15 protein-coding genes are annotated in these 15583 nt (G+C 42.9%); 9 read left to right on the top strand and 6 right to left on the bottom strand.

Annotation, left to right across the window (positions count from 1 at the left end; genetic code table 11):
* Nucleotides 1-132: 132 nt before the first annotated feature.
* Nucleotides 133-588 carry a glycine zipper 2TM domain-containing protein gene (locus L1D11_RS01095; RefSeq protein WP_239831385.1) on the bottom strand — a complete coding sequence of 152 codons (456 nt, stop codon included), beginning with the start codon at nucleotides 586-588 and terminating at the stop codon, nucleotides 133-135.
* A 53-nt stretch (nucleotides 589-641) separates the two neighbouring features.
* Between L1D11_RS01095 and aat the strand changes: the two genes are divergently transcribed.
* The 3 genes from aat to infA all read left to right on the top strand — a co-directional run bounded on the left by aat (nucleotide 642) and on the right by infA (nucleotide 2350).
* A complete protein-coding gene (gene aat / locus L1D11_RS01090; RefSeq protein ID WP_239831384.1) occupies nucleotides 642-1352 on the top strand; it encodes a leucyl/phenylalanyl-tRNA--protein transferase in 711 nt (236 codons plus the stop codon).
* Nucleotides 1352-2050, top strand: a complete 699-nt coding sequence (locus tag L1D11_RS01085) for an arginyltransferase (RefSeq protein WP_239831383.1) — start codon at nucleotides 1352-1354, stop codon at nucleotides 2048-2050. The genes aat and L1D11_RS01085 overlap by 1 nt, the downstream gene beginning before the upstream one ends.
* 81 nt (nucleotides 2051-2131) lie before the next feature.
* Entirely contained in the window at nucleotides 2132-2350 is a 219-nt protein-coding gene (infA, locus tag L1D11_RS01080) for a translation initiation factor IF-1 (RefSeq protein ID WP_001040192.1), read from the top strand.
* A gap of 166 nt (nucleotides 2351-2516) precedes the next feature.
* Here infA and clpA read toward each other — a convergent pair whose 3' ends face one another.
* Nucleotides 2517-4790, bottom strand: a complete 2274-nt coding sequence (gene clpA / locus L1D11_RS01075) for an ATP-dependent Clp protease ATP-binding subunit ClpA (protein ID WP_239831382.1) — start codon at nucleotides 4788-4790, stop codon at nucleotides 2517-2519.
* Between the two features lie 39 nt (nucleotides 4791-4829).
* On the bottom strand, nucleotides 4830-5150 hold the full coding sequence (gene clpS, locus L1D11_RS01070) for an ATP-dependent Clp protease adapter ClpS (protein WP_239861975.1): 321 nt from the start codon (nucleotides 5148-5150) through the stop codon (nucleotides 4830-4832).
* Nucleotides 5151-5719: 569 nt separating this feature from the next.
* Here clpS and cspD point away from each other — a divergent pair.
* Nucleotides 5720-5941, top strand: a complete 222-nt coding sequence (gene cspD / locus L1D11_RS01065) for a cold shock domain-containing protein CspD (RefSeq protein ID WP_239831380.1) — start codon at nucleotides 5720-5722, stop codon at nucleotides 5939-5941.
* Between the two features lie 275 nt (nucleotides 5942-6216).
* Here cspD and L1D11_RS01060 read toward each other — a convergent pair whose 3' ends face one another.
* On the bottom strand, nucleotides 6217-8442 hold the full coding sequence (locus tag L1D11_RS01060) for an NADP-dependent isocitrate dehydrogenase (protein ID WP_239831379.1): 2226 nt from the start codon (nucleotides 8440-8442) through the stop codon (nucleotides 6217-6219).
* A 338-nt stretch (nucleotides 8443-8780) separates the two neighbouring features.
* Here L1D11_RS01060 and L1D11_RS01055 point away from each other — a divergent pair, with 338 nt between their 5' ends.
* Nucleotides 8781-9509 (top strand): pseudouridine synthase, encoded by a 729-nt coding sequence (locus L1D11_RS01055; protein WP_239831378.1) that lies wholly within the window; start codon nucleotides 8781-8783, stop codon nucleotides 9507-9509.
* Nucleotides 9510-9582: 73 nt separating this feature from the next.
* On the opposite strand, the gene L1D11_RS01050 is transcribed toward L1D11_RS01055, so the two are convergent.
* Together L1D11_RS01050 and L1D11_RS01045 are read right to left on the bottom strand one after the other, a co-directional pair.
* The gene (locus tag L1D11_RS01050; protein ID WP_239831377.1) at nucleotides 9583-10230 is read right to left on the bottom strand and encodes a DUF2057 family protein; all 648 of its coding nucleotides are present in this window, start codon (nucleotides 10228-10230) and stop codon (nucleotides 9583-9585) included.
* 74 nt (nucleotides 10231-10304) lie between these two features.
* Nucleotides 10305-11327 carry a porin gene (locus tag L1D11_RS01045; RefSeq protein ID WP_239831376.1) on the bottom strand — a complete coding sequence of 341 codons (1023 nt, stop codon included), beginning with the start codon at nucleotides 11325-11327 and terminating at the stop codon, nucleotides 10305-10307.
* A gap of 511 nt (nucleotides 11328-11838) precedes the next feature.
* Between L1D11_RS01045 and dinG the strand changes: the two genes are divergently transcribed.
* The 4 genes from dinG (at nucleotide 11839) to rsmS (ending at nucleotide 15552) form a co-directional block, all read left to right on the top strand.
* Nucleotides 11839-13914: an ATP-dependent DNA helicase DinG gene (dinG, locus tag L1D11_RS01040; RefSeq protein WP_239834595.1), complete on the top strand. Its 2076-nt coding sequence runs from the start codon at nucleotides 11839-11841 to the stop codon at nucleotides 13912-13914.
* Nucleotides 13915-14041: 127 nt separating this feature from the next.
* Entirely contained in the window at nucleotides 14042-14821 is a 780-nt protein-coding gene (locus L1D11_RS01035) for a TSUP family transporter (protein WP_239834596.1), read from the top strand.
* 22 nt (nucleotides 14822-14843) lie between these two features.
* A complete protein-coding gene (locus tag L1D11_RS01030; protein ID WP_239834597.1) occupies nucleotides 14844-15392 on the top strand; it encodes a primosomal replication protein in 549 nt (182 codons plus the stop codon).
* On the top strand, nucleotides 15382-15552 hold the full coding sequence (gene rsmS / locus L1D11_RS01025) for a pleiotropic regulatory protein RsmS (RefSeq protein ID WP_239834598.1): 171 nt from the start codon (nucleotides 15382-15384) through the stop codon (nucleotides 15550-15552). Before L1D11_RS01030 ends, rsmS begins: the two co-directional genes overlap by 11 nt.
* The last annotated feature ends 31 nt before the right edge of the window (nucleotides 15553-15583 follow it).

The following is a 15583-nucleotide window of genomic DNA, read 5'->3' as shown; positions in this document are numbered from 1 at the left end:
TCACTGGCGAGTATTTATTTTCGGGTGATCAATAATTCTTCGTACTTGCAGACTAACGAACTTTTCCAATGAACTCCAGAGCTAATCTCCTTCAAAAAGGTGATAAATTAGCCAACCAATCGTATTTTAATACTAGTACAAAAGATCAACACGAACGCCATCTGAAAAATAGAGGATTCTCACGTCGTCACCTCGGTTAAACAACATCGTGCTATCGACGTCTTGGATGATATTGACGAGCTTGTCATCTTTGGTTTTAACCAGCAGTTCAACCAATTTATACTCCACTCGATATTGACTATTACCTCGGTTGCGAGCGATTCCAGCTCCAGCAACAGCACCGACAGCCGTTGCTACTTCTTTACCTGTACCCCCACCAAATTGATTACCAATTAAACCACCAATCGCAGCACCTAATAGGGTCTCCCAGCCGCTCGCTTTCGATTCCACTATCTCTTGCTGAGTAATATATCGCACGGTATCAATCTCACCATAAACAACCTCATTCACCGGTCGAGCTTGATTTCGGTTATAAGCTGCATTTGCCAACATGGGCAAAACAAGTAAAATCCAAAGCAACTTCTTCATGGTAGAACTCCTAATGACCTCATGGTCAGTGATTAATCTGTTACGCGGTACTTATGACTATATACCTAACTGAACTTGATACTACTAGTATAGAGTTTCCATCTCCCTTCGATGCACTGGATGAGCCAAATGGCCTTCTTGCTTTTGGGGGAGATCTATCGCCAATGCGAATCTTAAATGCTTATAGTCACGGTATATTTCCATGGTATGGCCCAGGTGAGCCTATACTTTGGTGGAGCCCAGCACCACGAGCGGTATTTAATCCTAAGACATTCAAACCATCGAAAAGTCTTAAAAAGTTTCAAAGAAAACACAATTACCGTGTCAGCATCAACAAAGCAACGGATAGAGTCGTCGGTTATTGCTCATCGTTAAGACCGGAAGAAGAGACCTGGCTAAACAGCGACATGCAGGCTGCCTACCGAGAGCTCGCTTCGTTAGGCTTCTGTCACTCGGTGGAAGTGTGGCAAGGTGACGAGCTAGTCGGTGGGCTGTATGGCTTACAAAGAGGACAAGTCTTTTGCGGTGAATCCATGTTTAGCTTAAAGACCAATGCCTCTAAAATTGCGCTGTGGTACTTTTGTGAACACTTTACACAATTCAGCGGACAACTGATTGATTGCCAAGTCATGAACCCTCACTTGGAATCCTTAGGCGCTATCGAGGTTGATAGGGATGAATTCCTAGGTTCTCTGCAATTACTCAAAGAACTTTCCGTTGACGATGCATGCTTTCAAACCCAATGGCTAAAGGAAATGCCTTAATGAATCCAGATTTACAACAAATCAGAATTGGATTGACAGACAATCACGCTTGCAGCTATTTGCCTCACCTTGAAGAAAGAGTTGCTGTTACGCTTGATGAGCACATGCACACCTCAAATCACTATGAAGTTCTGCTTGCGAATGGGTTTCGTCGTAGTGGCGCGACCATTTATAAGCCACATTGCGACAACTGTTCTGCATGTCAGGCGATTCGTCTCTCAATCCCCGATGTTAAGTTTTCCAAAAGTCAGCGAAGAGTTCTTAACAAAGCGAAAACCTTTCGTTGGGAGCTCAAAGATACAATGGATGATAACTGGTTTGACTTATATAGCCGTTATATCACCGCTCGCCATCGTTCAGGCACTATGTACCCACCTAAAAAAGAAGAGTTTCTACAATTTTCTCAAAATGAGTGGTTAACCACTAAGTTCATGCATATTTATAACGAGACCGATCTCGTTGGCATCGCTGTGACCGATGTAATGTCTCACTGCACCAGTGCGTTTTATACCTTTTTCAATCCGGATATCGATATATCCATGGGGACGCTTGGCGTTTTGTTCCAAATCCAACATGCTCAGAAAGAACACAAACAGTGGCTATATTTGGGTTATCAAATCGATGAATGCCCTGCTATGAACTATAAAGTACGATTTCAACGTCATCAAAGGCTAGTAAATCAGCGGTGGCAAGGGTAGAATACGCCACAACTTTACATATTTTGATTTTGACGGCACAATCAAGCCGTTGAAAACAGCCAAGTTTCGAAAGAGGATTAGATGGCTAAAGAAGACGTAATCGAGATGCAAGGCACTGTCCTTGATACTCTACCAAACACAATGTTCCGTGTTGAGCTTGAAAACGGTCACGTAGTGACAGCACACATCTCTGGTAAAATGCGTAAGAACTACATCCGTATTCTTACTGGTGATAAAGTAACTGTTGAGATGACTCCATACGACCTTTCTAAAGGCCGCATCGTCTTCCGTGCTCGTTAATTTTTAATTATCGAATACGATAAGAAACGGAGCTTAATGCTCCGTTTCTTATTGCCCGAAATTTTTACTAACAAGCAAAACCAACCTCAAATCTCGCATGCATAAAAAAACGCACAACCTAAGTCATGCGTTTTATGTCTACGCTATAGAGCTATTTGCCACTTCGTTAGTGCATCACTTCTTCTTTAGCACCAACATAGACAAAATGCAGTTCGTCTTTTTTAAGTGTTACTTTAACCGTACCACCATCAACTAAGCTACCGAACAACAATTCATTCGCAAGAGGCTTCTTAAGCTTCTCTTGAATCACACGCCCCATTGGACGAGCCCCCATTGTTTTGTCATAGCCTTTGTCTGCTAACCAGTGACGAGCATCTTCAGAAACTTCCAGGGATACGCCACGAGCATCTAGCTGAACCTGAAGCTCAACAATGAACTTGTCGACAACTTGACTAATCACACTTGGGGCAAGACTATTGAACCAAATGATATTATCAAGACGGTTACGGAACTCAGGAGTAAAGACTTTCTTAATTTCTCCCATCGCATCTGGTGCGTGATCTTGTTGGATAAGGCCGATCGATTTCTTCTCAGTCTCAGCCACGCCCGCGTTGGTAGTCATCACTAGGATCACATTGCGGAAGTCCGCTTTACGACCATTATTATCAGTCAGCGTACCATTATCCATCACCTGAAGTAGTAGATTGAAGATGTCTGGGTGAGCTTTCTCGATCTCGTCAAGCAGTACAACCGAGTGCGGATTCTTAATAACCGCGTCAGTTAACAGACCACCTTGATCGTATCCAACATAACCTGGAGGAGCACCAATCAAACGGCTCACTGAGTGACGCTCACCGTACTCAGACATATCAAAGCGAAGTAGTTCAATACCCATTAGCTTAGATAGTTGAACCGTCACCTCAGTTTTACCTACACCAGTAGGGCCTGCAAATAGAAATGAACCAACTGGTTTATTGTCAGCGCCAAGTCCTGCACGCGTTAGTTTGATCGCTTCGCTCAATACATCGATAGCTGGGTCTTGTCCGAACACCAACATTTTCATGCGTTCGTCTAGCTTCTGCAGCGTATCTTTGTCAGAAGAAGAGACAGACTTTTCTGGAATACGGGCCATTTTCGCAACCATTGACTCAATATCCGCTACGCTGACCGTTTTCTTACGACGACTTGCTGGAGCTAGACGGCTACGAGCACCCGCTTCATCAATAACATCGATCGCCTTATCAGGAAGGTGACGTTCGTTAATGTATTTCGCAGACAACTCCACAGCCGCACGCAACGCCTTGTTGGTGTAACGTACTTCGTGGTGAGCTTCGTATTTTGGCTTCAAGCCAATCAGAATCTTAGTCGTATCATCTAACGAAGGCTCGACAATATCGATTTTTTGGAAGCGACGAGATAGCGCGCGCTCCTTCTCAAAAATACTGCTGTATTCTTGGTATGTCGTTGAACCGATACAACGCAACTTACCGCTACTTAGTAGTGGCTTGATTAGGTTAGCCGCATCTACCTGACCGCCCGATGCTGCGCCCGCACCAATAATGGTATGGATTTCATCGATGAACAGAATCGCGTCTTCTTCTTTCTCTAATTGCTTAAGAATTGCTTTAAAACGTTTCTCAAAGTCACCACGATACTTAGTGCCCGCAAGCAGTGAACCAATATCTAAAGAGTAAATTACGCTGCTCTGAATAATTTCAGGCACTTGTCCTTCGACGATACGCCATGCAAGGCCTTCAGCTATCGCCGTTTTGCCTACACCAGCTTCACCAACCAACAGAGGGTTGTTTTTACGGCGACGACACAGGACTTGGATAGTACGCTCAAGCTCTTTATCACGACCGATTAGTGGGTCAATATTACCCTGTTTAGCAACCTCATTTAGGTTGGTCGCAAAGTTTTCTAAACGGTCTTCTGAATTTGCTTCTTCGGCATTCTCAGCACCACCAAACGAATCTGATGATGAAGCACTATCGCCTTCATTACTGGCTTTAGTAATACCGTGTGAGATGAAGTTAACAATATCTAAACGGCTAATATCATTTTTCTTAAGAAGATATGCCGCGTGAGACTCTTGCTCACTGAAAATAGCGACAAGTACGTTAGCGCCTGTTACTTCACTGCGACCCGAAGATTGGACATGAAAAACAGCACGTTGAAGTACTCGTTGGAAGCTCAACGTAGGTTGGGTCTCACGAGCTTCGTCACTTTCTGGAATAAGTGGGGTCGTTTGATCAATAAAAATATCGAGCTCGTTGCGAAGAGCATCAAGATCAGCCTGACAAGCTTTTAGCGCTTCCTTGGCCGCATCATTTTCTAATAATGCTAGTAGGAGGTGTTCGACAGTCATAAATTCATGTCGCTTGTCTCGCGCACGAGCAAATGCGCCATTTAAACTCGACTCTAATTCTTTATTTAGCATAAGTACCTCCTAAGGGAACAACAGTGTTGTTCGAGCAATTTATACTTGCTCCATTGTACATAATAGCGGATGCTCATTTTCCTTTGAGTACATCGTGACTTGCGCTACTTTTGTTTCCGCTATTTCAGCACTGTATGTGCCGCATATAGCTTTACCTTCATAATGAACCTTGAGCATCACTTCCGTTGCTTTTTCGATATCTAGTGAGAAGAATCGCTCTAGGATCTCGATTACAAAGTCCATGGGCGTGTAATCGTCGTTATTCAGTACGACGTAATACATTGCCGGTGGCTTGACTTTTGTTGCTTCTTGCTCCAGTAAATCTGAGCCTGGAGATGCCCATTCAAAGTTTCTGCTCATATCGCTTTGCTAAGGGTTATTTTTCGGGAATCGTGAATGTTTGCCTCACTCAAATTTACCATATTCACGCTTTACGGTGTACTAAGAAACTGCACCGAGAAACAGTACCAAAAAAACATTCCTCTATACTGAGCCTAATCCACCATTTCCATCGCTGCAAATAAAAGATCTCAATTAACAGGATTAACATATGTGATTGATTAAAAAGACGCCATAACCATTGACGCTAACCATGCAACAGCCGTTAAGTTACTATTTAGTTAATAGTTTATCGGTAATCTCGAATGTGATTTGCTAGTAAAATTGATCACTTTTATACCAATTTACTATTGACTGCGCTCAATCATTAGCTACATTGGAGCTAAAAGGTTTTTCTAAAACATTTTCATAACACGCTTGAAAATTTAACAAAAAGGAATAATTACGCAGGGCAGCGTTAGTTCCCGTAGGCAATTTCTAAGATTCAAGCAGCCAACTAACATTTTTAGTTGGCGGGAATGATGTCAATCGAATTTACATTTATTTGATGTAAACAACGTTAGTAACAAAATGCATGAAGGATGTATACCATGGCTACAGGTACAGTAAAATGGTTTAACAATGCCAAAGGATTTGGCTTTATTTGTCCAGAAGGTGAAGAGGGCGATATTTTCGCACATTACTCCACAATACAGATGGAAGGTTACAGAACCTTAAAGGCAGGGCAGCAGGTCGACTATGAAGTAGAAGTTGGACCTAAAGGCTCGCACGCTAGCTCCATTGTTCCTGTAGAAGGCAGTTCCAGTAAATAGGCAAAACTGCCATATCGTGTCCACCTAAATAGCACTAATTGAAAGTTAACAGATTATGAAAACCGCTCCTTTAATACCTATACGAAGGATTAAATGAGCTGTTTTTTTGATCTTGGGAGATACATTTTTTTTCATAGTGGCAGTTTGATACTACGGTCGACATTGAAATTGAAACAGGCAGTAACGAAAAAGACGCTTTAACGGTTACGTTAAAGCGTCTTTTATTATGTCGTCTGTAAGCGCTTTAGAAAACACTCACATAGAAACGCTGCGTTCTACGCATCGATAAATGTGTTTAATGTAGCACTTGGACGCATCAGTGCAGAAACTAGCGCATCATTAAATAGGTAGTAACCACCTAAGTCGCCAGCAACACCTTGTGCGTTATTTAGCTCAGCTACAATTGCTTCTTCGCTTTCAGCTAGCTGGCTTGCCATTGCAGCAAATTCAGCAGCAAGGTCTGCATCAGCAGTTTGCTCTGCAAGTGCTTTTGCCCAATAAGCCGCTAGGTAGTAGTGGCTACCACGGTTATCAAGCTCACCTACTCGACGTGATGGTGACTTGTTGTTATCTAGGAATTCACCCGTCGCTTTATCAAGCGCATCAGCGAGGACTTGAGCCTTAGCGTTACCTGTAACCACACTTAGGTGCTCTAGAGATGCAGCTAGTGCCAAGAATTCACCAAGGGAATCCCAACGCAGGTGGTTTTCTTTCTCGACTTGTTGAACGTGCTTAGGAGCAGAGCCACCAGCACCTGTTTCAAATAGACCGCCGCCGTTCATTAGTGGAACGATTGATAGCATTTTAGCCGATGTACCAAGCTCTAGGATTGGGAACAGGTCAGTTAGGTAATCACGCAGTACGTTACCCGTAACCGAAATTGTATCTAGACCTTCTTTAATTCGAACTAGAGAGAACTTGGTCGCTTCCAATGGAGAAAGAATCTTCAGTTCTAGACCATCGGTATCATGCTCAGGTAGGTAAGCATTCACTTTCTTAATAAGCTCTGCGTCGTGTGCACGAGACTCGTCTAGCCAGAATACCGCTGGAGTAGCTGAAGCACGAGCACGTGTCACAGCAAGCTTAACCCAATCTTGGATTGGTGCATCTTTAACCTGACACATACGGAAGATGTCGCCTTCCTCTACGTCTTGCTCAAGAAGTACAGAACCTGAAGCATCAACCACTTGAACCTGACCAGCAGCTTCTAGAATGAATGTCTTATCATGAGAACCGTACTCTTCTGCTTTTTGAGCCATTAAACCTACGTTTGGAACGCTACCCATAGTTGTTGGGTCGAATGCGCCATTCTCTTTACAGAAATCAATTACCGCTTGGTAGATGCTCGCGTAGCTACGATCTGGGATCATTGCTTTAGTATCTTTTTGCTTACCTTCCGGGTCCCACATTTGGCCAGAAGAACGCAGCATTGCAGGCATAGATGCATCAACGATGATGTCACTTGGTACGTGCAGGTTAGTAATACCACGGTCTGAATCTACCATCGCTAGTGGTGGCTGAGTTTCGTAAACCGCTTGTAAGTCAGCTTCAATTGCCGCTTTTTGATCTTGAGGCAATGACGCGATCTTAGCGTATACATCACCGATACCGTTATTAACATCAACACCTAGCTCTTCAAAAAGCTGACCGTGCTTAGCGAAAACGTCTTTGTAGTAAACCTTAACCGCGTGACCAAAGATCACAGGGTCAGAGACTTTCATCATCGTTGCTTTCATGTGTAGAGAAAGCAGTACGCCTTGCTCTTTCGCTGACGCGATTTCTTTTTCAAAGAATGCGACTAGAGCAGCTTTGTTCATCACTGAAGCATCGATGATCTCTTTATCTTGCAGTGCAAATGCAGGCTTCAATGTTTTCTTAGCGCCATCTTTGCCAACGAATTCGATGCTCACTTGTGTAGCACCTTCAATCGTTACTGACTTTTCACTACCGAAGAAGTCTTTATCTTCCATGCTTGCAACGTGCGACTTAGAGTCTGCAGACCAAGCACCCATTGAGTGTGGGTTTTTCTTGGCGTAGTTTTTAACTGAAAGCGGTGCACGACGGTCTGAGTTACCTTCACGCAAGACTGGGTTTACTGCACTACCCTTGATCTTATCGTAAGTCGCTTTAACTGCTTTCTCTTCGTCAGTGTTTGCTTCTTCTGGGTAGTTTGGAAGTGCGTAGCCTTTTGATTGTAGCTCTTTGATTGTTGCTTGTAGTTGAGGTACTGATGCAGAGATGTTTGGAAGCTTAATGATGTTCGCTTCTGGTGTCTTAGCCAATTCACCTAGTTCTGCTAGTGCATCACCAATACGTTGCTCTTCGTTCAAATAGTCAGAGAAGTTAGCAATAATACGCCCTGCAAGTGAAATGTCGCGAGTATCAACGTTAATACCAGAAGAAGCTGTAAAAGATTGAATGATTGGCAGCAGAGAGTAAGTGGCTAGTGCCGGAGCTTCGTCTGTAATGGTATAGATGATCGTTGGTTTTTCAGTAGGCATGAAATTTCCCTATAGTTCTTACAAGCTCAATTAAAGTAGTGAGCATGTTATAAATTGACCAGTAAGCCACTCAAAGAGTGAAACGGCTTACTCGAAAGTCGTACTCTATCTTATTTTTCATGCAATCTTGATGACAGCATGAACCAAATCCGTGAGTGCATTGTTTTAATAAAATAGCCAGTTATAATAAAACAAGTAGGTATAATTAAACAAATCAGGCTCAAGAGTCCATAAACTTGTTCTATTTTGTGTCTTTTAGGCGCGCAAATGATAGCTCAATTCCGTTTCAGTGAAAACTTTTCAGCACACTTCGTTTACATTTTTGCAAGGTAGTTAACATGTCTACTCGCTCACGCAGCGCATCTCGTTCAGACAAACCAGCTCGTTCTGGTGCAACATTAAAACAAAGCGGTAATAGACAAAGCCGGAACAGTGATAGAAATAACACTGGCAATTCACACAAGAAATCGCACTCAAGTAAGCACAGATACAAACCTAAAACGGCGAACACAAAACCTAAAATTGCACTCGAAGATCGCAAAGTCATTTTGTTCAATAAACCATTCGATACTTTAAGTCAGTTCACTGATGGTGAAGGTAGAAAGACGCTCGCCGACTTTATTCCAGTAAAAGACGTCTATGCTGCCGGACGACTTGATCGTGACAGTGAAGGGTTAATGGTTTTAACCAATGACGGTATCTTTCAAGCCAAGCTAACTCAACCAAACTCAAAATCACCAAAGACTTACTGGGTACAGGTTGAAGGCGCACCTTCTGAGGAAGATTTAGATAAATTGAGAAAAGGCGTCGAACTAAAAGATGGTATGACGCTACCTGCTAAGGTGGAGCTAATGGCAGAGCCAGAGGTGTGGGACAGAAACCCACCGGTAAGATTCAGAGCTGCGATACCAACGACCTGGTTAGCGATTACTATCATCGAAGGACGTAACCGTCAGGTAAGACGAATGACGGCAAACATCGGCTTCCCTACTCTACGCCTTATTCGCTGTTCAATGGGTGACATGAACTTAGGTCAGCTTCAGCCAGGAGAATGGAAAGAGATTTAACAAAGGACTAAATAGAAATGAAAAAGCGAGGTGTCTATTACATAAGAACACCTCGCTCTAAAAACTTTTGGTCTTATTTTTGGTCAATCAACCATTTTTGAAATGCTTTACGCTCTTCTTCACTGGCTCTTGAATACCAAAGCTTAAGTTGAAGCGTATTTTCAGACTCTTGAACCGTGCTATCCGCAGTAACAGTCGCCCCAACCACAGCACCAGTTTGAACCGCCGCGAGTTCTTCTTTCAATGAGCGAATTTTTCCAGAATCAAAAACTAAACCTCTTTCTTGGTTGTAATCTTTAACCAACTGAGGAATATCGCTGTAAGGCAACGCGCCTTGAGATGGCGGTAATACTTCTTGCACGACTTTTACATCATCACCGTTTACAGAGATATTGAAAATAGGAAGTTCTCTGTCTACTTTTTTTGCAATTTTCTCATATTTTCGGCTTATGAGATCAACATCAACGTCTGCATTTTCAGGAACAGTAACTACCATGATATAAGGAACTGTACTGATAAATTCGCGTTTACCTTTATCGCTCAAATAACCTGTGTAATCTAAGACAAGTTGGTTTTCACCTGGGGTGAATACCGCGTCATGCACACTTTCTACAACCTCTCCGTTCAAAGTATTTAGCGAAATACCAGAAGCCAAGTCAAGAGCAGCCGTTGCGTATGGTGCAGAGAGTAGGCAGACAAAACTCAAATACCACTTGTTCATGTAAGATTCCTTAATCAATAAATGTAAAAAAGCCAGCTTAACGCTGGCCTTTGTATAGCATAGTTAACTACTAATTAGAATGAGTAGTAAACACCAGCGATAACGCTGTCAGCATCTAGAGTCTTTGAATCGTACTCGAAATCAGCAGTTTGGTATTCAGCTAGGAATAGGATGTTGTCACGGAATGCGTAGTCAACACCAACAACTAGGTTAGTAGAGTCAAGGTCAGAGATCTTAGAAGTACTAGCAGCTGTTGCTAGCTCATCAGTAGTAGCTACGGCGTAAGTTGTGTATAGACGAACTGCATCGATTTGGTAAGCAGCAGCTAGACCCATTGTTTCACCGTTACCGTAAATATCACCGCCTGAAACGTCTATTATCTTCCAGAAACCGTATTTGTTGTTACCTTCGAACTGTGCATAAGTTGCAGCTAGGTATAGGCCGCCGAATTCAGCAGAAGCAGAAACACCAGCAAGAGAGTAATCTACGTCTTTAACAGCATCACCAGTGATGTAAGAAGCACCGATAGAGAAGTTGCTGAATGCGTAATCAGCAGAGATGCCGTATGTGTTGTCAACGTCTTCAGTAGAATCAGTGTTAACGTCAGCTACAATAGTCAAGCCTTCAACGAATTGACCTTTAAAGACAGCACCGTGGCCAGCAGACTCGCGGTGGTGACCACCAGTTGAGCCCATGTATTTACCTTCGTTTGTGATATCGTCTTTTTGAATAGCGTCTGCAGATTCTGCTAGGTCACCAGTTTCACCGAAAGCCATACCCCAAGTGTCAGTTTTGAAACCCACTAGAACGTCATCGAACTTCGCATCGCTACCATCAGATTCGATTTCGAAAGAAGCAAAGCCTGTGAATGTGTCATTTAGTTTTTGCTCAGCGTCTAGTTGGATTTTAGCCCAAGTAGAAACGTCAGCTTCTTTTTTAACAGATGTAGCTAGAGTTTCATCTACTTCAGATTGTTGAAGGTAGATATCTACTTCACCTTTCAGGCTCACCTTTGTATCGTCGTTAGAGTAAATTTCTGCTGCGTTAACAGAAGTTGCTGTAGCTGCGATAGCTAGCGCTAATAGAGTTTTTTTCATAATAAATCCACTGCCTTTTCTAAGAATGGGAGATCCTTGCCCGGTTCCCTTTTATTGATTGTGACTGGTCATTACCACTCTTTGTTGGTTAATCACTGTCACTAAATTCCGAGGTCTAGATTGCAAAAGATTATCCTGCGTGTCAAATAAACTAAAAGCAAAGCTAAAAAAACAAAAAACAATCAAAACCAACAACTTACATATTTTTTCATTATTTTATGAGCAACTTACCCATAGTTTTACCAGAAAATATAATAGTCCCCAAAAGAATAAAATAGAACTTAAACCCACAAAAAACTCAATTGACACCAAAAATCAGAACTTAACACTAACAATATGACATTTATTGATATTTATGTTTCACAACATAAATAAAAACGTTAAGTTCCTGATGGTTCAGTTTTTTTTTGTGAACAAGATCTACCTTTGATTCAAAAGCAAGCTATTTTGCGGTAAATGTACCGGCTAGTGATATGTGCTACTATCCTCGCTCCGTTACGTAGGTCACAGTATGCTAACTACTAAAATTCAAAATTCTATTCGCACCAGTTATCAAAACCTCCAAGAACAGTTGGATAACTTTGTACCTAGGCGTGCACAAAACTACCTTGTTGCAGAGATTGCCAAGACACTTTGTGGTCAATACCACAAAAGTAATCGTATGATCGTTGCTGAAGCGGGAACCGGAATCGGTAAATCACTGGCTTATTTAATGGCTGCGATCCCTGTTGCCGTTTTAAACAACCGAAAAATTGTTATTTCAACCGCAACGGTTGCTCTACAAGAACAGCTTGTAAACAAAGACCTCCCTTTATACAGAAGACTTACTGACAGGGAGTTCTCTTTTATATTAGCGAAAGGTCGACAGCGTTACTGCTGTGCGGAAAAATTAGCGGCCGCTTGCGGAGTTGATGGCGGCCAGATGGCAATGTTCGAATCTAAGCCAAAACAGAAAGATATTGAGCAACTGCAAACCATGTATCGCAGCCTTGCTCAAGGCAAATGGGATGGTGACCGAGATTCATGGCCAAAGCCTATCGATAATATGATTTGGCAAATGATTGTCAGTGATAAGCATAGTTGTAACAACAGCATGCCAACTCACAGAGATTGCCCTTTCCAAAAAGCACGTTCAGAGCTAGATAAAGCAGACGTTATCATTGCTAACCACAGTTTAGTGATGGCTGATGCCGATCTAGGTGGTGGCGTGATACTGCCAGAGCCGGAAAATAGCATCTATATCTTCGATGAAGCACACCATTTACCACACGTAGCCAGAGATCACTCTTCTGCAGCGGCGAGCTTGAAGGGTGCCGCTTCATGGTTAGAGCGTTTAAACCAATCGATAACCAAGCTTTCAGGCTTGGCGGACGAAAAACGAGTGGGCCGATTCAGGAATGAATTGCAGGATTCAGTACAGCAGCTAATACCAACTCTAACGCAGCTCAGTAAGCAGTTCGATGCCACTCATTTTGAAGATGGGCTTTACCGCTTTGAACATGGTGACTTACCAGAATGGTTAGAGAACGAATCTAAAGACCTCAAACAACTTTCTCAGAAAGCGAGTCAGGCTGTCGCTAAAATTGCAGACCTGATTGCAGAACGAGTTAAAGATGGCGAGCTTTCAGCCAAGCTTGCAGAACCTGCGCTCGCCGAAATCGGCTTCTATATACAGAGAGCCGAGAACTTAGCGCAAGTTTGGCGCTTGATGGCTGAACCAAAACGTGAAAAAGGTGCGCCTTTAGCGCGCTGGCTAGAGCTTAACAAAGAGAGTGAGGGCGATTTTGTTGTCAATGTTTCTCCGCTTGAGGTTGGCTGGCAACTTGACCAGCAAATTTGGAGCCGCTGTGTTGGTGCAGTACTCGTTTCTGCAACGATGAGAGCACTCAACTCTTTCAGCTTTTTCTGCCATCAAGCCGGTATTAGTCAAAAAGAAGAAGATGGTGTGCAGTTTCTTGCCCTAGCGTCACCGTTTGATTATCAGAATCAAGCGGAGTTAATCGTGCCAGCTATGAAATACGAACCACAAGCACCTCAATTTACCGAATATCTTATTGAAATTCTGCCTAAGGTAATAGAAGACAACAAAGCCAATCTCGTTCTATTCTCTTCTTACTGGCAAATGAATAAAGTTGCTGAAGCTTTGGCAACAGATTTCGTAAAAAAGTCATGGGCGTTGCAAGTGCAAGGTGATACTTCACGCGCTGAAATTCTAAAAAAACATAAAAAGCTAATTGACCAAGGAAAAACCAGCGTTCTGTTTGGAACTGGTAGCTTTTCTGAAGGTCTGGATTTGCCGGGTGAGCTTCTTGAAAACCTTGTAATTACCAAGATTCCTTTTGGTGTTCCAACCTCACCAGTAGAACAAGCGCATTCGGAATATATTGAATCACGCGGCGGTAATCCCTTTATGCAGATTACTGTTCCAGAAGCGAGTAAAAAGCTTATTCAATCTGTGGGTCGATTGCTGCGTAAGGAGAGAGATTCTGGTAAAGTCACGATCCTTGATAGACGCATAATAACGAAGCGATACGGCAAGTCCCTACTCGATTCGCTACCGCCTTTTAAAAGAACAATAAAATACTAATTTTCCTACCCTAAAGGTAGTTATGGGCCAGTTATCGCTAGGCCCTGCATTCACAACCCAACATGATTAATCCATCGATTATTCGTGTGGCAGCCCTAACAGGCGATAACGAGAACACTAGCTATTTATGGAAATGATTGAGCCAACCATGTTGGTCATACTTGCTCTGGTTGCATTTGCAGCAGGCTTTATTGATGCTGTCGCCGGTGGTGGGGGCATGTTAACGGTCCCTGCATTGTTATCCCTTGGCCTACCGCCACATATCGCGCTTGGTACAAATAAGCTCGCAGCCACGTTCGCTTCTTCAACAGCGGCTTTTACTTATTATCGTAAAAAGCTGTTTAAGCCAGAATGTTGGATAAATACATTTATAGCTACCTTGATCGGCGCAACCATCGGTACGCTAACAGTCGATGCCATCAGCACTCAATGGCTAGAGAAAGTCCTACCACTGATCATTCTTGCAGCCGCTATCTACACCATTTTTCATAAGACACCGAACGCCAATCACAACGTGTCACCGAAACCTTGTCCTGTGCTTAAGAAAAAGCAAAGGTACCAAGGATTCATTCTGGGCTTTTACGATGGCGTTGCAGGCCCAGGAACTGGCGCATTTTGGACAGTAAGTTCTATGGCGCTTTACCGCCTAAATATCTTGCTTGCTTCAGGCCTATCCAAAGCAATGAACTTTACCAGTAACTTCACTTCTTTAGTGACCTTTGCAATGCTTGGTCATATTGATTGGGTTCTTGGTTTAACCATGGGTGTTTGCTTAATGGCTGGGGCATTTGTTGGGGCACACTCTGCAATTCGTTTTGGTGCGACGTTTATACGACCGGTTTTTGTTACAGTTGTAAGCGTACTTGCAATTAAACTGGCTTACGAAGCGTGGTTTGTAAACTTATAGCCACCAACAAACGAGAAGCAATATGAACCATTTTTCAAAGCTAAAAAGCGTTATTGATACCTTGATTGGCCATTGCTCTCAGGTCGATAAGTCTCGTGGCGCTTATCATCAAGCGCTGTTTGATAGAGCCTTGTTTAAGTGTGGTGCCTCGACTCTTCTTCCTTATGCCCTTGAAACTCAGGCGACTTATAACACCATCATTCGTGAACAGCTCACCAATCAGCTCACTTCATCACGAGCGAATTATCTGACTGAAAGGCTAACCAACCAGATTGCAGCGATTCAACGAGAGTTAGCCAATCACGATTTGCGCCTAGACAGGAAAAGTAAATCAGGAAAAAGCTTAAACGACTTATACAACGGACTCGCACAACACCAAGATTGGCAAAAGCGGCTCGTCGAATTAGTTCAAACACGAAAGTTAGCGTTTGATTCAGCGCCACGCCACCATAAGAAAAAAGCGGAAGAGGCTTGGCAACTCGCAAAAGAACGATTGGAACGCTGTGAGGATTCAATGAAGAACATTGAGAGATTGATTAACTTAGAGAACCCTAAGCGAAATGAGCACTGATAACACATCATCACCATTGGATAACGCACCAGAAGAAGTTAAGTTAGCTGTCGACTTGATCTACCTACTCGAAAGCAACGAGATCAACCCAAAGGTTGCGTTAGAAGCAATTAAGATTGTCGAACAAGATTTACAAGCCAAACTAGCATCTAGCATCTAGCATCTAGCATCTAGCATCTAGCATCTAGCAT

This window comes from Vibrio sp. Isolate32, from assembly GCF_022397955.1.
Classification (GTDB): Bacteria; Pseudomonadota; Gammaproteobacteria; order Enterobacterales; family Vibrionaceae; genus Vibrio.
This window is presented reverse-complemented; position numbering and strand designations above follow the sequence as displayed.